The organism is Vibrio sp. 1F255, assembly GCF_041439145.1.
GTDB classification, from domain to species: domain Bacteria; phylum Pseudomonadota; class Gammaproteobacteria; order Enterobacterales; family Vibrionaceae; genus Vibrio; species Vibrio crassostreae_C.
In genome coordinates this window covers 92,954-112,611 of record NZ_JBGONQ010000002.1, presented here as the reverse complement: position 1 = coordinate 112,611, position 19,658 = coordinate 92,954, and the positions used below count along the sequence as shown (strand labels likewise).

The following is a 19,658-nucleotide window of genomic DNA, read 5'->3' as shown; positions in this document are numbered from 1 at the left end:
CATGACCCCATTGGCACTAATCATGATCATTGCAGCCTATTTGCTAGGTTCAATCTCTAGTGCGGTCTTGATATGCCGAGTTTTGAGGCTCCCAGATCCTCGAACAGTAGGTTCTAACAACCCAGGAGCAACCAATGTCCTGCGTGTTGGCGGTAAAGGCGCAGCAGCTGCCGTCCTTTTGTGTGACATGCTGAAAGGCACTATCCCTGTCTGGCTTGGCTACTACCTCAAGATCGACCCAATCATTCTTGGGGTTGTGGCAATTGCGGCGTGTCTTGGCCATATGTATCCGATCTTCTTCCACTTCAAAGGTGGTAAAGGCGTGGCAACCGCACTTGGCGCTATCGCCCCAATAGGATTCGATCTAACCGGAATGATCATGGCGACTTGGTTAGTGGTCGCGTTTTTGTTTCGTTACTCTTCTTTAGCGGCACTGGTTACTGTGCTACTTGCCCCTTTCTACGCTTGGTTAGTCAAACCTCAATACACATTGCCAGTAGCCATGCTGTGCTGTTTGATCGTGTTACGTCACCACCAGAATATCCGCCGCCTACTCGATGGCAGCGAACCAAAACTCGGGCAAAAAAAATCGGCTTAAACTGTCATGTCTAAGCCGAACCATTTTAAAACCGAGATACGTTTAAAGCGACGTAAGTATGAGTCGATCAATCATACTCAGTATTTTAGAGCTTACAGCAGATGTTTATCTAAAAACGTCTTCAGCATAGCGTTAACAAACTCTGGCTGCTCTAGCGAACTAATATGACCCGCCCCAGGAATCACCACTAACTCACTGCCTGTAATGCAATCGTGCATTAAGTAAGATTCCAATGCTGGACGTGGCTTATCTTCTTGTCCAACGGCAATCAAAACTGGCAATGCAAAGTTCTCTACCGATTCAATCATATCGCGACGTCCAAACACCATTCGACCAATTCGTGCCACTTCTTCAGCGTTGTCGCCCTCAAGAGCTGATAACTGCTGAGTAAAACCTTCAACTAAAGCTGGCGTGTTGGTTTGAGCATCATTAGCAAAGAACAGTGGAACAACCGCTTCAACAATTGGTTGAGGAACCATCTTAGTTTGAGTGATGGTGTCTAACATGCTGAAGTACTTAGCGTGAGCAACCTCTGGTTCTAAACCCACAAAAGTATCCATTAGAACCAAAGACTTAATACGTGCAGGTGCAAGTTCCGCTAACTCTGTTCCCCACATACCGCCAACCGATAAGCCAACCACTGAGAATTCTTCGATCTCTAAATGATCAAGCAGAGCCAAAACGTGCTGAGCGTAATCTTTCAAGTTACGCATCGAAGCGGGTGCAGCTTGAGACTCACCGTGAGACCAAAGCTCTGGAACAATACAGCGATACTGAGTTTTTAACGCTTCGATCTGCGGCTTCCACATTGCACTATCCCAAAGGTAGCTGTGGCCGAGTACAACAACAGGGCCTTGACCTTCATCTAGGTACGCCATCGATTGATTGTCTACTGTGAACTTGTTCATTTTCTTCCCTAATCTCTATCAGCAATTATTTATCGACATACAGTCGGTAAGCTAGGATATAAAAACGGCCGCACAAGGCGACCGTTTATCGAAACACTATATTCAATTACGCAATTGGCTCTAGCTGGTCAATAGGCCAACGCGGTGTGGCATGAACAGACAAATCAGCCGTTTCGCCATTCTTTAGGCGCTGCATGCCCGCATAAGCGATCATCGCACCATTATCTGTACAGAATTCTGTGCGTGGGTAGTACACCTCACCACCGACTTTCTTAGCAAGAGCTTCAAGCTCAACACGCAGTTGTTTGTTGGCACTTACACCGCCAGCAATCACTATACGTTTCATGCCCGTTTCAACCAAGGCTCGCTTACACTTGATTACTAAGGTTGCACAAACAGCTTCTTGGAATGCATAAGCGATATCAGCGCGAGTTTGGTCATCATTATCGTTATCGCGAATGGTATTCGCTGCGAACGTCTTCAAACCAGAAAAGCTCATATCTAGACCCGGACGATCGGTCATTGGACGCGGGAACTTAAAACGACCCGGAGTGCCTTTTTCCGCCAAACGAGATAACAGTGGACCACCAGGGTAATCTAAGCCCATCAGTTTCGCGGTTTTATCAAACGCTTCACCCGCTGCATCATCAATCGATTCACCAAGGATTCGGTATTCACCAATACCTTTCACTTCTACCATCATGGTATGGCCGCCAGAAACCAGCAGAGCCACAAATGGGAATGGTGGTGGGTTATCTTCTAGCATTGGCGCAAGAAGGTGACCTTCCATATGGTGAACAGGCACTGCAGGCACTCCCCACGCATAAGCAATACTGCGACCAATCGTTGCACCAACCAGCAGTGCACCCACTAAACCAGGGCCAGCCGTGTAAGCCACACCATCAATGTCTTTCGACGTTAGGTTCGCTTCAGCTAATGCCGCTTTAATAAGAGGAATTGTTTTTTTCACGTGGTCACGTGAAGCTAGCTCAGGTACCACACCACCGTAATCGGCGTGCAGCTTTACTTGGCTATATAATTGATGAGAAAGCAGCCCTTGCTCATCATCATAAATCGCGATTCCTGTTTCATCACAAGAGGTTTCAATACCAATAATGCGCATAATTTTCTCGGCACGCTTTCGTCTAAAATGGGAAATTAGCGCAATATTACCCTGCCTAAGCTCTTCAAACAAATATTGTACAGACTATAATCGACAAAGTGCTTTACAAAGCCACTGTGATCGGATTAAAATTCCGCACCATTTTTGATCAAGCTGGTTAATGGCCAAACGCGAATAGAGAGTTAGCTCGATGGGTAACTTCTCTGATTTGGTACTGAGTAGCCAGCGATAATGAATAACCCCTGAGGTGAAAGGCATATGCCAATAGTTAAAGTACGTGAAAACGAACCGTTCGACGTTGCACTACGTCGTTTCAAGCGCTCTTGTGAAAAAGCAGGTATCCTTTCTGAAGTTCGCCGTCGCGAGCACTACGAAAAGCCAACTACAGTTCGCAAACGCGCTAAAGCAGCAGCTCAAAAGCGTCACGCTAAGAAGCTAGCTCGCGAAAACGCACGTCGCGTTCGCCTGTACTAATAACTTAATCCATAAGGACTGAGTTATGGCTCTTATTGAACAACTCAAAGAAGAGCAAAAATTAGCGATGAAAGCCAAGGACAAACCGCGCCTTGGCACTATCCGCTTAGCTCTTTCAGCAATTAAGCAACGTGAAGTTGACGAACGGATCACTCTGAACGATGACGACATTCTTGCTGTATTAGTTAAAATGGTTAAGCAACGTCGCGATTCTGTTGCTCAATATGAATCAGCAAATCGTCAAGATCTTGCTGACGTGGAAAAAGCAGAAATTACGGTACTTGAAGGCTTTATGCCTCAACCGCTAACTGATGAAGAAGTTATTGCACTACTTGATAGCGCAATCGCTGAAGCTCAACCAGCGGGCATGCAAGACATGGGTAAAGTAATGGCTATCTTGAAACCACAAATTCAAGGGCGTGCAGATATGGGTAAAGTTAGTGGTTTAGTTCGTTCTAAACTCGCTTAATCCCAAATCAAATTGCAACAAGCCGTGCAATCCTTCGGAACGCACGGCTTGTTTGTATCTGTAACCTATTCAAACTATTATTATCCACACTCTCAGTTAGTGCATTTTTCTAAGGTTTTATGGCAGGACACATCCCGCGTAGTTTCATTGATGATCTCCTAGCGCGTCTCGACATTGTCGACATAGTGGACGCACGCGTGAAACTTAAGAAAAAAGGCAAAAACTATGGTGCTTGTTGCCCATTCCACAACGAAAAGACCCCTTCTTTTAGCGTAAGCCAAGAAAAACAGTTTTATCACTGCTTTGGTTGTGGCGTACACGGTAATGCTATCGACTTCATTATGGAGTTCGAACGTCTCGATTTTATTGAAGCGATTGAAGAGCTTGCCTCTTTCTTAGGCCTCGATGTTCCTAGAGAGCAACGTAGCGGCGAGATATCAACAGCACCAAGAGCCAACAGCGAACAAAAACGTAACCTCTACGATTTGATGGGCGGCATCAGTAATTTTTACCGCTCTCAACTGAAAATATCAGCCAACAAACCTGCGATTGATTACCTAAAGAATCGTGGCCTTTCGGGCGAGATCGTCCAGAAGTTTGGCATTGGTTATGTGGCCGATGAGTGGGACTTAGTTCGTAAGAACTTTGGCCAACAGAAAGAAGCCCAAGACATGCTCGTAACTGGCGGCATGTTAATTGAGAACGATAAAGGTAACCGATACGACCGATTCCGTGGACGCGTAATGTTCCCGATTCGCGATCGTCGTGGCCGTGTGATTGGTTTTGGTGGTCGTGTATTAGAAGACGGTACTCCAAAATATCTCAACTCACCAGAAACGCCTATCTTCCATAAAGGTAAAGAGCTTTACGGCCTTTATGAAGTGCTGCAAGCCTACCGTGAACCGCCGCAAATACTTGTGGTTGAAGGTTACATGGATGTCGTGGCATTAGCGCAATATGGTGTTGATTACTCAGTAGCATCACTGGGCACATCGACAACCGGTGACCACGTTCAAATGCTGTTCCGCCAAACCAGCACAGTGGTTTGTTGTTACGATGGTGACCGAGCAGGTAAAGAAGCCGCGTGGCGCGCACTAGAAAATGCCCTTGAGTACCTGAAAACCGGTAACACACTCAAGTTTCTATTCTTGCCCGACGGTGAAGACCCAGACAGCTATATAAGAGAACACGGCAAAGCCGCTTTCGAACAGCTTGTTCAAAATGCGACACCGCTTTCGACCTATTTGTTCGATAACCTGATTGAAATACACAAGTTAAACTTGGGAACAACCGAAGGGAAATCGGCACTGCGCGCACACGCTAGCGCATTGATTAACAAAATCCCTGACAGTTACTTCCAAGAGTTGCTCGAAAAATTGCTCGATGAGCGCACTGGATTTGATAACCAATTGAGGCGAGCGCGTGTTCATACACAGAACCCGATACCTCAACCGCATAAAGAGCTGAAACGCACTCCAATGCGTGAAGTTATCGCTTTGCTTATCCAAAATCCGAGCTATGCTGATATGGTACCGGATTTATCAAGTGTCAAAGGCTTACAGCTGCCTGGACTAAGTTTATTCGTCGAAGTACTTGATAAATGCCATGCGCATCCCCATATCAACACAGGTCAATTATTAGAGCATTGGCGACACAATAAACATGAGGCTCTTCTGTCTCGTCTCGCGAGCTGGGAAATCCCCCTCGACGAAGACAATCAAGAAGACATATTTTTAGACTCATTGGACAATATACTTGCCCAGTGCGTTGAAAAACAAATTGAAAACCTGCAGGCCAAAGCAAGAAGCGTCGGTTTATCAGCCGAAGAAAAAAGGGAGCTACTAGCTTTAATGCTAGATCTAAAAGCGTAACCCTGTTTGATTAGTCAGCATTTAATAAATTTGTTAACATAATTGGTTTGCATTTGAGAATGCAACGTCCTTCACCAGACCTGAAGTTGGATATCATCTATGGATCAAAATCCGCAGTCACAGCTTAAATTACTTGTTATTAAAGGCAAGGAACAAGGCTATCTGACCTACGCCGAAGTAAACGACCACCTACCTGCAGAAATCGTGGATTCTGAACAGGTAGAAGACATCATTCAAATGATCAACGACATGGGTATCAAGGTAGTTGAAACTGCACCTGATGCTGATGATCTAGCACTTAATGATGACGATGCCAATATAGATGAAGATGCAGCCGAAGCTGCAGCTGCTGCGCTTTCAAGCGTAGAAAGCGAGATTGGCCGTACTACTGACCCAGTTCGTATGTACATGCGTGAAATGGGTACGGTTGAACTACTGACTCGTGAAGGCGAAATCGACATTGCGAAACGTATTGAAGATGGTATCAATACAGTTCAACTATCGGTTGCTGAGTACCCAGGCACTATTCCATACATCTTGGAACAGTTTGACCGCGTACAAGCAGAAGAGATTCGCTTAACAGACCTAATCAATGGCTTTGTTGACCCAGACGACGATGGCACAGCTGCGCCAACGGCGACTCACATCGGTTCAGAACTTGCTGAAACTGATCTGGAAGACGAAGACAAAGAAGACGCTGAAGACGACGAGGAAGAGGAAGAAGAAGATACAGGTATCGATCCTGAGCTTGCTCTTGAGAAGTTCACAGCGCTTCGTACTAGCTACCAGAACCGTCAGCTAGCGATCAACGAGTACGGCCATGAAAGCCCGAAAGCAACGCTTGCAACGACAATGATGCAAGACGTATTCAAAGAGTTCCGTCTAACACCAAAACAGTTTGATTACCTAGTAAACGAACTGCGTAACTCTATGGATCGCGTACGTACTCAAGAACGTCTAATCATGCGTCAAACGGTTGAGTACGGCAAAATGCCGAAGAAATCTTTCATTGCTCTATTTACTGGCAACGAATCTAGCGAAGCATGGTTGGATGAAGTTCTTGCTTCAGACAAGCCATACGCAGAAAAGATCAAACGTAACGAGCACGACATCCGTCGCTCTATCCAAAAACTGGATATGATCGAACGTGAAACGTCTCTTACTGTTCAAAGCATCAAAGATATCAGCCGTCGTATGTCCATCGGTGAAGCGAAAGCTCGTCGTGCGAAGAAAGAGATGGTTGAAGCGAACTTACGTCTAGTAATCTCGATTGCTAAGAAGTACACAAACCGTGGTCTACAATTCCTGGATCTAATCCAAGAAGGTAACATCGGTCTGATGAAAGCGGTAGATAAGTTTGAATACCGTCGTGGTTACAAGTTCTCTACTTACGCTACTTGGTGGATCCGTCAAGCAATCACTCGTTCGATTGCCGACCAAGCTCGTACTATCCGTATTCCGGTTCACATGATCGAAACGATCAACAAACTAAACCGTATCTCTCGTCAAATGCTACAAGAGATGGGTCGTGAACCACTTCCGGAAGAACTGGCTGAACGCATGCAAATGCCTGAAGACAAGATCCGTAAAGTACTGAAAATCGCTAAAGAGCCAATCTCAATGGAGACACCAATCGGTGACGACGAAGATTCGCACCTAGGTGATTTCATCGAAGATACAACGCTAGAACTACCTCTAGACTCTGCAACGGCAACCAGCCTACGCGGTGCAACTAAAGACGTTCTTGCAGGCCTAACACCTCGTGAAGCTAAAGTACTGCGTATGCGTTTCGGTATCGACATGAACACTGACCACACTCTTGAAGAGGTTGGTAAACAGTTCGACGTAACTCGTGAACGTATCCGTCAGATCGAAGCAAAAGCACTGCGTAAACTTCGTCACCCAAGCCGCTCAGAAACTCTGCGTAGCTTCCTAGACGAGTAATCGCACACTCAAGTGTGGTTAGCTTTTAAGCATAAATAAGAAAAGGTGAGCGTTGGCTCACCTTTTTTTTATCTGTGTGATTTAAGTGGCTAAGATGTAAGCGGAATTGCCCCTTATAGTGTCTAGACACCATTGAACGCTTCCCCTATAATCTATGCCCTACGGCCCCTTAGCTCAGTGGTTAGAGCGCACGACTCATAATCGTTCGGTCCCCAGTTCAAATCTGGGAGGGGCCACCAAATTAGAAAAGCCAGAACAGTTCATGCTGCTCTGGCTTTTTGCTTTTCTAAATCTGTACAACTTACGCCCTGCATTTCCTAACCAATAACGAAACATCCCGCACACAATTCCAATTGCCTCTCTGTGACTAAACATACTTTTCTTTTATAAAAAAATCGGCAATATGAGTGTACACAAATCATTCAATAGTTCAGGGAAGAAACATGAAAGACGAAACACTCTCGATTCACTTCGGTTACGACACTGATCCAACAACCAAATCGGTTGCCACTCCAATCTACCAAACCGTCGCTTACGAATTCGATGACGCACAACATGGCGCCGACCTGTTTAACCTTGCGGTGCCAGGTAATATCTACACACGGATAATGAATCCAACCAATGATGTGTTAGAAAAACGCATGGCAGCCTTAGAAGGGGGGATTGCAGGCTTAGTGGTAAGTGCGGGCAGTGCTGCGATCAACTACGCGATTCAGACGTTGGCGCAAATCGGTGACAACATTGTCTCAACGCCTCAGCTTTACGGTGGTACTTACACCCTATTTGCTCACATGTTGCCAAACCAAGGAATTGAAGTTCGTTTTGCTAAAGACGACAAACCAGAAAGCTTAGCGGCACTGATCGATGAAAAAACCAAGGCGGTTTACTGTGAAAGTATCGGTAACCCAGCAGGTAATATTATCGACTTAGAGCGTGTTGCTGAGCTTGCTCACGCACAAGGTGTACCTGTGATTGTCGATAACACGGTGGCGACACCTGTGTTGTGTAAACCTATCGATTTTGGTGCCGATATTGTGGTGCACTCGCTAACCAAATACGTTGGTGGTCACGGAACGACGTTGGGTGGTGTTATTGTCGATTCAGGCAAATTCCCATGGGCAGAGCACAAAGATCGCTTCCCGGTCTTTAATCAACCAGAACCTTCTTACCACGGTGTGGTGTATACCGAAGCCTTTGGTGAAGCCGCATTTATTGGCCGCGCTCGAACCGTTCCATTGCGTAATACAGGCGCAGCACTGTCACCCATGAATGCCTTCATGTTGATGCAGGGTCTAGAAACGTTGTCGCTACGCATGGAGCGACACACCGAGAATGCACTGAAAGTAGCAGAATACCTTAAGCAACATGAGAATGTGAGTTGGGTAAGCTACGCGGGGTTACCAACCTCTGAGTTCTACCCATTGGCTGAGAAATACATGCAAGGTAAGCCGTCTGCCATTTTATCTTTTGGCTTGAAAGATGGTTATGAAGCCGGTGTTCGTTTCTATGATGCGCTGCAAATCTTCAAACGTTTGGTCAACATTGGCGATGCAAAATCTCTCGCTTGTCACCCTGCTTCTACAACACACCGTCAATTAAGCGAAGCGGAACAAAAGCAAGCAGGTGTGTCACCAGAGATGATTCGCCTCTCAGTAGGTATTGAACACATTGACGATATCTTGGCTGACCTAGAGCAAGCACTTAATGCTTAATGCTTAATGCTTAACGCTTAACGCCGTTAAAGCTAGCTCTAACACTGATCGTTAACTAACAGACATAAAAAAGCCCATCACAGGATGGGCTTCTTATTATCTATATCTTAGGTAAGCTGTCGATTACTCAACCGTTACCGCTTTCGCTAGGTTACGAGGTTGGTCAACGTCGGTACCTTTTATTAGTGCGACATGGTAAGACAGCAGCTGCATCGGTACTGTGTAGTAGATAGGCGCTGTTACTTCACTTACGTGAGGCATCTTGATGATCTTCATGTTCTCATCGCTTTCAAAGCCCGCATCTTCATCAGCGAATACGTAAAGTAGACCGCCACGAGCACGCACTTCTTCAACGTTCGATTTCAGCTTCTCTAGCAAGTCGTTGCTTGGTGCAATAACGACTACAGGCATATCTGCATCGATAAGAGCCAAAGGACCGTGCTTAAGCTCACCAGCTGCGTATGCTTCTGCGTGGATGTAAGAGATCTCTTTCAGTTTAAGAGACGCTTCCATCGCGATTGGGTAGAACTCACCACGACCCAAGAACAGTGTGTGATGCTTATCAGCAAAATCAGGTGCCAGTGCTTCAATTTCTTTATCGAACGCTAATGCTTTCTCGATATCAGCAGGCAGTTGGTGAAGTGCTTGAACGATTTCCGCTTCTTTTTCTTCATTGATACGACCTTGTAGACGACCAATTGACGTTACCATCATCAGCATCGCTGCTAGTTGAGTTGTGAAAGCTTTAGTAGAAGCAACACCGATCTCTGTTCCTGCGCGAGTCATGAAGGCAAAATCAGATTCACGAACCAGTGAAGAACCCGCAACGTTACAGATAGTCATTGCAGACATATAACCCTTCTCTTTTGCAAGACGAAGTGCAGCAAGCGTATCCGCCGTTTCACCAGATTGAGACAGAGTCACCAATAGGCTGTTCGGACGAACAACGAAATCACGGTAACGGAATTCAGAAGCAATCTCTACGTCACAGCTTACGCCAGCTAGAGATTCAAACCAGTAACGCGCTGCCATGCCTGAGTTGTAAGACGTACCACATGCGATGATCTGCACGTGTTCAACCTTGCTTAGGATCTCTTCAGCTTTAACGCCGATCGCGTTAGTGATAACCGAAGTGTCAGAGATACGGCCTTCCATTGTATTGATCAGCGCTGTTGGCTGCTCGAAGATCTCTTTCTGCATGAAGTGGCGGTATTGACCTTTGTCACCTGCGTCGTGTTCAGCGTTTGACTCAACGATTTCACGCTCAACACGCTCACCCGCTACATCAAATACCGTAACATCACGACGAGTTACCTCAGCAACATCACCTTCTTCTAGGTACATGAAGCGACGAGTTACGCTCAGTAGCGCCAGTTGATCAGAAGCAAGGAAGTTCTCGCCGACACCAAAACCGATAACGATCGGGCTACCAGAACGAGCTACAACGATACGGCTAGGATCTTTACGATCAACCGCAACCGTGCCGTACGCACCGTCTAATTGTTTTGCTGTTTTCTGTAGCGCTTCAACCAAAGAAGCTGAAGTGCGAAGTTCCCACTCAACTAAGTGAGCAATAACTTCTGTATCCGTTTGTGAAGTAAATACGTAACCACGCTCTTGCAGCATAGCGCGCAGTGCTTCGTGGTTTTCGATAATGCCATTGTGTACAACGGCAATATCACCAGACATGTGTGGGTGTGCGTTCGCTTCAGACGGCTCACCGTGTGTCGCCCAACGTGTATGAGCGATACCTGTACCACCAATCACTTGTTGCTCTTCTACTGCGTCAGCTAGCTCTTGTACTTTACCTAGGCGGCGTACACGAGTTAGGTTAGATTCAGTATCGACTACAGCGACACCAGCTGAATCGTAGCCACGGTATTCTAGACGACGAAGGCCTTCTACTAAAATTTCAGCTACATCACGCTGTGCTACTGCACCAACAATTCCACACATAGTTTCACTCCATCAATTTTGTTTTATTCCTATTGGCAGCAAGCAAAGGCCAAATCTTCATTAAGATCAATTATAGGAAGGTAAATGCATAACACTTAAATTTGTTTTTACGCTGGATCGGTCAGGATCACTCGAACATCATGTGATTCGATACTTGCTTTGGATTCTTCGCCTAAGTCTGTATCGGTAATTAAGATGTCAATGTGTTCCCATGCCAGCTCTAAGTTAGGGATCTTTCGTCCCACCTTTTCCGACTCAACCATCACGATCACTTCTCGTGACACTTCAGCCATTACTTTGCTCAGGCCAACCAGTTCGTTAAACGTGGTTGTGCCTCTATCGAGGTCGATACCATCAGCCCCAATAAATAGTTGGTCAAAATCGTAAGCACGAAGTACCGACTCTGCAACTTTGCCTTGGAAAGAGTCCGAATGGGTATCCCAAGTGCCGCCAGTCATTAATAACGTCGGCTCGCTTTCAAGCTCATTAAGCGCATTAGCAACGTGCAATGAGTTGGTCATAACAACCAAGCCACGCTTAGCATTAAGCTGCTGAATTAGAGCACCGGTCGTACTGCCACTATCGATCACGATGCGGTTATGGTCGCGAATTAAATCTGCAGCGGCTTTTGCCAATGAAATCTTTCGAGTCGAAACTTGTTGACCCAGTTCTTCGTTGACAACCTCTTTCGGTAACGAAATCGCACCACCATAACGGCGTAAAAGCTGACCGTTTTTCTCTAAAGACGCCAAGTCCTTTCTAATAGTGACTTCTGAGGTTTCGAACTTAGCGGATAATTCATCAACACTAACCTCCCCTTTTTCATTCACTAGGTTAGAAATTGCATGTCTTCTGAGCTGGGTGTTTCGTTTCGACATTTAAAAAAGGCCATTAAGTTTCGATGTGAAACATATTATAGTTACAACGAAACTATTTAGTCCATTTATTTTGATCCAAAAAATTAATAAATAGCGATAAAACCTTGTCCTAAGACAATTGTTAAGCAGTGATATTGAACTCATTAGGTGGTAGAATCCGCACCCGAAAAGAAAAAAAATTACAAAACTGACTGTTATTTTTTTGCAACTTACCCCCTATATAGTGGGGTAAGTCACAGAAAACCGATATTGAATCAAAATCTTTTAGTCATAAAATGACTAAAATTGATGAAAGACTTACAACTCTGAAGGACATATTGGAAGTCCCGCGCTTTTACACAACAGGCACAAAATGTTGATGTAGCGGACCAATCTTCAGAACTTAAATAAATTTCAAATTGTAACAATACTTACCGGAGAGTACCTTCCATGAAAAAGACCAAAATCGTATGTACGATTGGCCCTAAAACTGAATCTGTAGAGAAGCTAACTGAACTAGTAGATGCTGGCATGAACGTTATGCGTCTTAACTTCTCTCACGGTGATTTCGCAGAGCACGGCACTCGTATCGCGAACTTCCGTAAAGTAATGGAAAACAAAGGTGAGCAACTTGCTATCCTTCTAGATACTAAAGGTCCAGAAATCCGTACTATCAAACTTGAAGATGGTAACGACGTAGATCTAGTAGCTGGTCAAGAGTTCACTTTCACAACTGACGCAACAGTTGTTGGTAACAAAGACGTAGTAGCAGTAACTTACCTAGGTTTCGCTAAAGACCTAACAGCAGGTAACACTATCCTTGTTGATGACGGCCTAATCGAAATGGAAGTTATCGCAACAACAGAAACTGAAGTTAAGTGTAAAGTTCTTAACAACGGTGCTCTAGGCGAAAACAAAGGTGTTAACCTTCCTGGCGTTTCTGTTCAACTTCCTGCTCTTTCTGAGAAAGACAAAGCTGACCTTAAGTTTGGTTGTGAGCAAGGCGTAGATTTCGTTGCTGCTTCTTTCATCCGTAAAGAAGAAGACGTTAAAGAAATCCGTGAGCTTCTAAACGCTAACGGCGGCGAGAACATCCACATCATTTCTAAGATTGAAAACCAAGAAGGTGTAGATAACTTCGATTCAATCCTTGAAGCTTCTGACGGCATCATGGTTGCTCGTGGTGACCTAGGTGTTGAAATCCCAGCTGAAGAAGTAATCTTCGCTCAGAAGATGATGATCGAGAAGTGTAACCGTGCACGTAAGATGGTTATCACTGCAACTCAAATGCTTGACTCTATGATCAGCAACCCACGTCCAACTCGTGCTGAAGCGGGTGACGTTGCGAACGCAATCATGGATGGTACTGATGCAGTAATGCTTTCTGGTGAAACTGCTAAAGGTAAGTACCCAGTTGAAGCTGTTACTATCATGGCTCAAATCGCGAACCGTACTGATTCAGCTCTTAAAGCTGAGCTAGGTTCTCGTCTAGACAGCCCACGTCTACGCATCACTGAAGCAGTATGTAAAGGCGCTGTAGACACAGCAGAGAAGCTAGCTGCTCCTCTAATCGTTGTTGCAACTGAAGGCGGTAAATCTGCACGTTCAGTACGTAAGTACTTCCCAACTGCAAACATCCTAGCTCTAACAACTAACGAAAAGACAGCTGCACAGCTAGTTCTTACTAAAGGTGTTAAGCCAGTTCTTGTTGACTCTATCGAGAACACAGACGCGTTCTACATCAACGGTAAAGAAATCGCTCTACAATCTGGCCTAGGTAACAAAGGCGACATCGTAGTTATGGTTTCTGGTGCTCTAGTGGCTTCTGGTACTACAAACACGGCATCTGTTCACGTTCTATAAGAATGAACCGATTCGCATAAAATATAAAAGAGGGCTTCGGCCCTCTTTTTTTATGAAACAAAATCTTGCCTAACTTTTCAGTACGCTGTATTATCAATCAAAATAGAACTACGTACTGTTAACCTCCAACTGACTCTTTCTAAGAGACGGATTAGCAGACTAGAAATCATATATAGATGAGGTTTGTAATGTCTAGTCCTACGCTCACTGACAAAGTATCAAAGATGATTCGCCAAGATATTCTTAATGGTGAGTTAACCCCAGGCCAAAAGCTTGTTGTTGCTGATCTAAAAGCACGCTACAACGTTGGCGCATCCCCTATTCGCGAAGCCTTGGTACAGTTATCTTGGAGCAAATACGTAAAGCTAGAGCCACAAAAAGGCTGCTGGGTATCTCCTGTATCAAAGAAAGAACTGAATGACCTATACGAAAGCCTTCGTGTTGTATCATCGGTTCTGCTTAAAAAAGCGATTGCAGCAGGTGATGAGAGCTGGGAACTGGATGTACTAACGTCTTACCATAAACTATCGCGAGTACAGTACGTATCTGAAGAGTTTGACTGTGTAGAATGGGAAGAGCGCCACCAGCAATTCCATGTCGCACTGCTTGAAGGTGCAGATTCAGAGAACATGTTTAAGTTCTTTGATGACCTAATTAACCAAGTGAAACGTTACCGCTTCCTCGCTATGTCTGCAGAAAGCGCATCTGATGATCTGTTCAATATTGATGAGCACGAAATGATCATGAAACTAGTACTCTCTAAGAATGTAGAACAAGCAACAGAACTGCTTGATCAACACTTACTAGGTTCAATGAAACGAATTGAAGAAGTTATCGAAGCGGCATGATGCCAAGATAGATTCTAACCAAATAAAAACGGAGCCCAGCGGCTCCGTTTTTTTGTTTCCAGTACCACGACTGAACTACCACCCAAAAAACTCTTTGTGATGAGTATTGAGCAGCACAACCATAGGTAAAAAATACAATGCACTAAGTTGAAAGCCAAGAATGGCTAATGTGCCTATGGTTAACCTAACTAAAAAATCGACAAACATACCACGCCTCTTTTAACCAGACTGTATGATCCCCAAACTCTTGCTCCAGCTAACCTAATTCTACTGCTGCCTTTCAAGTTATTGATAAGGCTAGCTAACCAGCTGAATTAAGTTAACGGTGTCATCCTTTTACATCTGGTAAACACTCTATTTATTGCATCGTTTAACACGATGTAATCTGAAGCAAAGTAGTTTACTTACTGTTCATTTTAGCTCAAATTTTCACCAATATTAGACTTTAGTCTAACTGTATAGATTTTGTGACATAGGTCGCTCAAAAGTGAGATTCCTAATAAAAAGAGGGGAAGGAAAAAGGAGTCGGGCCGCGACTTGAAGAGGTGAAGGAAATAGAAGACAGGACTAGATAGAAGCGAACCTAAGCGACATCATCGTAGCTAGGACACATAGAGACCGTATTACGACCAGACGATTTAGATTCGTAAAGCGCAACATCGGCACACTTGTATGAGCGAGTACTGTTACTTGTTAAATCAGTAAAGCCAACACTCACCGTTACCTTAGTTCCGGCTGCCAGTTCAATCTCTATTCGCAAGCGATCCAATACGCGCTTTGCTTCTGGCAGAGACGTGTGTGGCATCAAGAGTGCAAACTCTTCTCCTCCGACACGTGCAACAAAGTCCGTCCCACGAAGGCTATCTTGCAGAAGTTTAGCAACACCAGCGATCACACGGTCACCTTCGTCGTGGCCAAGCTCATCATTGATTCGCTTGAAGTTATCGATGTCCACCAAGGCTAAGCAGGTGGTCGCTTCGATCGGGTAACGCTCAACTAAGCGAGAATAGTAGGCCAGCTGCTCTTCGAATTTTCGTCGGTTCCAGAGATTACTCAAAGAGTCACGTTCACTTAAAATCCTCAAACGTACCTCAAGCTCCTTCCTTACGGAAATATCAACCAACGAGGTGATGTAGTAACTGACTTTGCCTGAATTGTTTTTGACCGCATGCACTCGCATGATCGCAGTAAAAGGAATACGCAGCTTGTTCTTACACTGAACCTCCCCTTCCCATACTTCTTCTTGCTCTAAATGACTCCAAATAGCCGAGCTTGAGAGCACTTGGTCGGTATTCTCAAGCAGCAACTGCAATGCATTTTGACCGATCACCTGTTTTTTGCAGTACCCAGTCATGTTCTCAAATTCGTTGTTGATCATCATTGTGCGGTGCTGCTTGTCAGAGATCATCACTGCCGACATACCATTCAATGCGGCTCGTGCCAATTTACTCTCTAGGCTTCGGCGTCGGCAGTGCGTCACCAGGTAAGCAAACGGGAAAGCGAATATCAGCACCGTAATCAGAACAATGATCTCTTCATGGGCCAAATCATCTAGATCACGCTCAGCCCGATCCATCAGTTGCTTTTGATTAAGTTGAATCAGTAAATGGACCTTTTGACTGTTCGCGAGCATAACCGTGTTAAAGGCAAACAAATTACCATCTTCAAAAACGTATCCCACCTGATCATTGGAGATCGCATCCCACGTCTTCGGCGCGATATTTTTCAGGTTATAGCCTTTTCTTTCAGGAATAGAGTCTCCGAACAACTTACCGCTGTTGTTACTCGCGATGAAGTAACCCGCGTCATTGAGAACTTCTGCTCTAAGATCGTTATCTGGTGAAAAGCTCAGACGCGACGATAAGCCCCATACATCAAGATTGATGACGAGGTAGCCTACTCTTTCGTCAGGGGTTTCTACTGGGGTAAAGACACGGATTACCGGCGAATAAGGGAAGGTGACTTCACCATGCTCAGTTTCAAGCTCAATACCCCAACCGCCAATCTGTTCGGCTTCTAGTTTTTGAGCGTATTGGAAGTAGTTAGAATCCGACCTATCTTGCAGCTGTTGAGGAAACGTCACTCTACCGGTATCAGAGGAGTAGTTAACACGCACCAATTCTTTGCCAGTGACATCTAACAGATGGATTTGTGTATACCACTTCTGGTTCACGAGAACAGATTGCCAGACCTCTTCAAGTAGATGTTTGGTTTGGTCTGAGGGAGAGGAAGCAAAGTTAACCAAGCTCTGGCTATGACTGAGTAGCTCCATGACCGAGACTAACTGAGTCTTGAGAAGATCATAATCTCGCTTGGCATACACTAACTGATGAACGGCTTGCTTAGCTGAGTAGTCAAAGCTCTGCTGTTTTACTTCTTTGTAGCGCTGCAAATAATACAGACATACTGCAGAAGACAATATGATAGAGATAATCAGCAATGTAATTATTGATTTTTTATTTCGCATTGCTAACTCAGATGAATGGAAGTGCAGCGCGGGATTATAGCACTCTAAAAAATTAACAAAATAAAAGCCGCTTAAAAAAGCGGCTTTAAAGTTATTTTTTAAAGACTTATCGTCTAGGCTTTCAACGCACGTTCGCCTCGTGCGATGCCAACAACACCACTTCGAGCTACTTCAAGCACTTCCGTCACTTCAGACAGCGCCTGAATGAAGGCATCCAGTTTCTCGCTAGTACCCGCCATTTGAACCGTATATTGAGAAGCCGTAACATCAACGATCTGACCACGGAAGATATCCGCTGTGCGCTTCACTTCCGCACGAGCAAAGCCGCTCGCACGTACTTTTACCATCAACAGCTCACGTTCAATGTGTTCAAGTTCAGACACTTCTTGTACTTTAAGTACGTCGATTAGCTTATGCAGTTGTTTCTGAATCTGCTCAAGCTGCATTTCGCTCGAGTTAGTAGTGACGTTCAAACGAGACAGCGTCGGATCATCGGTTGGAGATACGTTCAAAGACTCGATGTTGTAGCCACGCTGAGAAAACAAGCCAACCACACGAGAAAGCGCACCAGGTTGGTTTTCCATTAGTAGTGAAATAATGTGTCTCATATTATGTTCTCTCCGTTTTGCTTAGCCACATGTTATCCATACCCTCGCCTTTGATCTGCATTGGGTATACGTGCTCGGTGTCATCCACACTAATATCGACAAATACCAAACGGTCTTTCATCGCCAGTGCTTTTTCCAAACCTGATTCCAATTCATCCGGAGATGAAATGCGCATACCAACGTGGCCATAAGCCTCAGCGATAGCAGCAAAATCAGGAACAGAGTCCATATATGAGTTAGAGTAACGGCCTTGATAAACAATGTCTTGCCACTGTTTTACCATGCCTAGGAAACGGTTGTTAAGGTTAATAATCTTAACCGGGATATTGTATTGCAGCGCAGTCGACAGCTCTTGGATATTCATTTGAATGCTGCCGTCACCGGTTACCACAACCACCTCTTCATCTGGCTTAGCAAACTTAACGCCCATACCAGCAGGCAGGCCAAAGCCCATCGTGCCTAGACCACCAGAGTTAATCCAACGACGTGGCTTGTTAAACGGGTAGTATAAAGCAGCAAACATTTGGTGTTGACCTACGTCAGAAGCAACATAGGCATCGCCATTGGTTACTTTATGCAGTGTTTCAATTACTTGCTGTGGTTTGATGCGCTCAGACGATTTCTCGTAAGCTAGGCAGTCACGCTCTTGCCACTGCTTGATTTCACTCCACCAGCTTTCAATCGCTTCTGCATCGTTAGTGCCGCCTTGCTCAACGAGCAAGTTCACCATGCTCTCTAGAACCTTTTCAGCAGAACCTACAATCGGTAGATCCACTTTTACGTTCTTAGAGATCGAAGATGGGTCGATATCAATGTGCATGATCTTCGCATCAGGGCAGTACTTATCTAGGTTATTAGTCGTTCGATCATCGAAACGTACGCCAATACCAAAGATCAAATCCGCATTGTGCATCGCCATATTGGCTTCATATAAACCATGCATGCCTAACATACCCAAAGAGTTCTTATGGGTGCCAGGGAAAGCGCCAAGCCCCATTAGGGTGCTTACCACAGGTAAATTCAGTGCCTCTGCTAATTTTAACAGCGGCTTATCTGCCTCAGAAATAACCGCACCACCACCGACATAAAGTACCGGCTTCTTCGCTTCAAGAAGGGCTTTTAGCGCCTTTTTGATCTGACCTTTATGACCCGTAACCGTTGGGTTATACGAACGCATTTTGAGCGTTTCTGGGTATTCATAAGGAAGCTTGATTTGTGGGTTTAAGATATCTTTCGGCAGATCAATAACCACAGGACCGGGACGCCCTGTCGTTGAAATATAGAATGCTTTTTTAACGACTTCAGGGATATCTTCCGCTTTCTTAACTAAGAAGCTGTGTTTAACGATCGGGCGTGATACACCCACGATGTCACACTCTTGGAAGGCGTCATTACCAATGAGGTTATTTGGTACGTTACCAGAAATAACAATCATTGGGATTGAGTCCATGTAGGCTGTTGCAATGCCAGTAACGGTATTGGTCGCACCTGGACCAGAACACACAAGTACTACGCCCGGTTTGCCGGTAGAACGAGTATAGCCATCTGCCATGTGGGTAGCAGCTTGTTCGTGTCGTACTAATACGTGTTTGATTTCAGCAGTTTTAGCATGCAGCGCATCGTAGATATCAAGTACAGAACCACCTGGGTAACCAAAGATTTGTTCTACACCCTCTTCAATTAGAGACTGCACCACCATCTCAGCGCCGGATAACATTTCAGCGCCGGATGACATGGCTGTTTCAGGTTTTGTTGTCATATTGCTCTCCTCACCAGTTTCCAATCATATTTGGTGAACATGTTGGGCTGGTTTTTCATAGTCTAGGGCTTATTCGTAGCCTAATTCGAAATACTTCCACTTTTTCGGCTATGGCTGTCTGTCGTGATAACAACAAACAGTAATACGAAACAACTTTAACGCTTTATTATCATCTGGTCTAACACCTGTTATTCGGCAACT

Annotated in this window: 15 protein-coding genes and 1 tRNA gene; 9 read left to right on the top strand and 7 right to left on the bottom strand. The window is 45.0% G+C overall.

The features are described from left to right. Position 1 precedes the first annotated feature (1 nt). Positions 2-598: a glycerol-3-phosphate 1-O-acyltransferase PlsY gene (gene plsY, locus ACED41_RS02070; RefSeq protein ID WP_009847793.1), complete on the top strand. Its 597-nt coding sequence runs from the start codon at positions 2-4 to the stop codon at positions 596-598. Between the two features lie 92 nt (positions 599-690). Here plsY and ACED41_RS02065 read toward each other — a convergent pair whose 3' ends face one another. Both ACED41_RS02065 and tsaD read right to left on the bottom strand, forming a co-directional pair. After that, positions 691-1,506 carry an alpha/beta fold hydrolase gene (locus ACED41_RS02065; protein ID WP_371724395.1) on the bottom strand — a complete coding sequence of 272 codons (816 nt, stop codon included), beginning with the start codon at positions 1,504-1,506 and terminating at the stop codon, positions 691-693. A 106-nt stretch (positions 1,507-1,612) separates the two neighbouring features. Beyond that, positions 1,613-2,629, bottom strand: a complete 1,017-nt coding sequence (gene tsaD / locus ACED41_RS02060) for a tRNA (adenosine(37)-N6)-threonylcarbamoyltransferase complex transferase subunit TsaD (RefSeq protein ID WP_017061410.1) — start codon at positions 2,627-2,629, stop codon at positions 1,613-1,615. A gap of 258 nt (positions 2,630-2,887) precedes the next feature. On the opposite strand from tsaD, the gene rpsU reads away from it, so the two are divergent. The 6 genes from rpsU (at position 2,888) to ACED41_RS02030 (ending at position 9,099) form a co-directional block, all read left to right on the top strand. After that, positions 2,888-3,103, top strand: coding sequence for a 30S ribosomal protein S21 (gene rpsU / locus ACED41_RS02055; protein WP_004396009.1), 216 nt, complete (start codon positions 2,888-2,890; stop codon positions 3,101-3,103). A gap of 25 nt (positions 3,104-3,128) precedes the next feature. Next, positions 3,129-3,572 carry a GatB/YqeY domain-containing protein gene (locus tag ACED41_RS02050; protein ID WP_017069475.1) on the top strand — a complete coding sequence of 148 codons (444 nt, stop codon included), beginning with the start codon at positions 3,129-3,131 and terminating at the stop codon, positions 3,570-3,572. 119 nt (positions 3,573-3,691) lie between these two features. Beyond that, positions 3,692-5,443 carry a DNA primase gene (gene dnaG / locus ACED41_RS02045; RefSeq protein WP_371724394.1) on the top strand — a complete coding sequence of 584 codons (1,752 nt, stop codon included), beginning with the start codon at positions 3,692-3,694 and terminating at the stop codon, positions 5,441-5,443. A gap of 99 nt (positions 5,444-5,542) precedes the next feature. Further along, positions 5,543-7,387 carry an RNA polymerase sigma factor RpoD gene (gene rpoD, locus ACED41_RS02040; protein WP_017061407.1) on the top strand — a complete coding sequence of 615 codons (1,845 nt, stop codon included), beginning with the start codon at positions 5,543-5,545 and terminating at the stop codon, positions 7,385-7,387. A 163-nt stretch (positions 7,388-7,550) separates the two neighbouring features. Next, positions 7,551-7,626: transfer RNA gene (locus tag ACED41_RS02035), tRNA-Ile, on the top strand. A gap of 204 nt (positions 7,627-7,830) precedes the next feature. Then, positions 7,831-9,099, top strand: a complete 1,269-nt coding sequence (locus ACED41_RS02030; RefSeq protein ID WP_017080208.1) for an O-acetylhomoserine aminocarboxypropyltransferase/cysteine synthase family protein — start codon at positions 7,831-7,833, stop codon at positions 9,097-9,099. 123 nt (positions 9,100-9,222) lie between these two features. On the opposite strand, the gene glmS is transcribed toward ACED41_RS02030, so the two are convergent. Both glmS and ACED41_RS02020 read right to left on the bottom strand, forming a co-directional pair. Next, complete coding sequence (glmS, locus tag ACED41_RS02025) at positions 9,223-11,055, bottom strand: glutamine--fructose-6-phosphate transaminase (isomerizing) (RefSeq protein WP_017061405.1); 1,833 nt, start codon at positions 11,053-11,055, stop codon at positions 9,223-9,225. 107 nt (positions 11,056-11,162) lie between these two features. Then, entirely contained in the window at positions 11,163-11,933 is a 771-nt protein-coding gene (locus ACED41_RS02020; protein ID WP_017061404.1) for a DeoR/GlpR family DNA-binding transcription regulator, read from the bottom strand. A 429-nt stretch (positions 11,934-12,362) separates the two neighbouring features. On the opposite strand from ACED41_RS02020, the gene pykF reads away from it, so the two are divergent. Together pykF and ACED41_RS02010 are read left to right on the top strand one after the other, a co-directional pair. After that, complete coding sequence (gene pykF, locus ACED41_RS02015) at positions 12,363-13,775, top strand: pyruvate kinase PykF (RefSeq protein ID WP_017061403.1); 1,413 nt, start codon at positions 12,363-12,365, stop codon at positions 13,773-13,775. A 176-nt stretch (positions 13,776-13,951) separates the two neighbouring features. After that, positions 13,952-14,623 (top strand): GntR family transcriptional regulator, encoded by a 672-nt coding sequence (locus tag ACED41_RS02010; RefSeq protein ID WP_080582236.1) that lies wholly within the window; start codon positions 13,952-13,954, stop codon positions 14,621-14,623. 583 nt (positions 14,624-15,206) lie between these two features. On the opposite strand, the gene ACED41_RS02005 is transcribed toward ACED41_RS02010, so the two are convergent. From ACED41_RS02005 to ACED41_RS01995, 3 genes are all read right to left on the bottom strand, one after another. Then, positions 15,207-17,090 (bottom strand): diguanylate cyclase, encoded by a 1,884-nt coding sequence (locus tag ACED41_RS02005; RefSeq protein ID WP_017068819.1) that lies wholly within the window; start codon positions 17,088-17,090, stop codon positions 15,207-15,209. A 113-nt stretch (positions 17,091-17,203) separates the two neighbouring features. Beyond that, entirely contained in the window at positions 17,204-17,698 is a 495-nt protein-coding gene (gene ilvN / locus ACED41_RS02000) for an acetolactate synthase small subunit (protein WP_008219984.1), read from the bottom strand. Between the two features lies 1 nt (position 17,699). Further along, the gene (locus tag ACED41_RS01995) at positions 17,700-19,457 is read right to left on the bottom strand and encodes an acetolactate synthase 3 large subunit (RefSeq protein ID WP_017062926.1); all 1,758 of its coding nucleotides are present in this window, start codon (positions 19,455-19,457) and stop codon (positions 17,700-17,702) included. Positions 19,458-19,658: the final 201 nt, after the last annotated feature.

Excerpts from the sequence above, each read along its gene's own strand:
- dnaG (WP_371724394.1), top strand. The coding sequence starts at position 3,692 with ATGGCAGGACACATCCCGCGTAGTTTCATTGATGATCTCCTAGCGCGT.
- ACED41_RS02050 (WP_017069475.1), top strand. The coding sequence starts at position 3,129 with ATGGCTCTTATTGAACAACTCAAAGAAGAGCAAAAATTAGCGATGAAA.
- rpoD (WP_017061407.1), top strand. The coding sequence starts at position 5,543 with ATGGATCAAAATCCGCAGTCACAGCTTAAATTACTTGTTATTAAAGGC.
- ACED41_RS02010 (WP_080582236.1), top strand. The coding sequence starts at position 13,952 with ATGAGGTTTGTAATGTCTAGTCCTACGCTCACTGACAAAGTATCAAAG.
- ACED41_RS02005 (WP_017068819.1), bottom strand. The coding sequence starts at position 17,090 with ATGCGAAATAAAAAATCAATAATTACATTGCTGATTATCTCTATCATA.
- ACED41_RS02020 (WP_017061404.1), bottom strand. The coding sequence starts at position 11,933 with ATGTCGAAACGAAACACCCAGCTCAGAAGACATGCAATTTCTAACCTA.
- ACED41_RS01995 (WP_017062926.1), bottom strand. The coding sequence starts at position 19,457 with ATGACAACAAAACCTGAAACAGCCATGTCATCCGGCGCTGAAATGTTA.
- ilvN (WP_008219984.1), bottom strand. The coding sequence starts at position 17,698 with ATGAGACACATTATTTCACTACTAATGGAAAACCAACCTGGTGCGCTT.
- glmS (WP_017061405.1), bottom strand. The coding sequence starts at position 11,055 with ATGTGTGGAATTGTTGGTGCAGTAGCACAGCGTGATGTAGCTGAAATT.
- plsY (WP_009847793.1), top strand. The coding sequence starts at position 2 with ATGACCCCATTGGCACTAATCATGATCATTGCAGCCTATTTGCTAGGT.
- tsaD (WP_017061410.1), bottom strand. The coding sequence starts at position 2,629 with ATGCGCATTATTGGTATTGAAACCTCTTGTGATGAAACAGGAATCGCG.
- pykF (WP_017061403.1), top strand. The coding sequence starts at position 12,363 with ATGAAAAAGACCAAAATCGTATGTACGATTGGCCCTAAAACTGAATCT.
- ACED41_RS02030 (WP_017080208.1), top strand. The coding sequence starts at position 7,831 with ATGAAAGACGAAACACTCTCGATTCACTTCGGTTACGACACTGATCCA.
- ACED41_RS02065 (WP_371724395.1), bottom strand. The coding sequence starts at position 1,506 with ATGAACAAGTTCACAGTAGACAATCAATCGATGGCGTACCTAGATGAA.
- rpsU (WP_004396009.1), top strand. The coding sequence starts at position 2,888 with ATGCCAATAGTTAAAGTACGTGAAAACGAACCGTTCGACGTTGCACTA.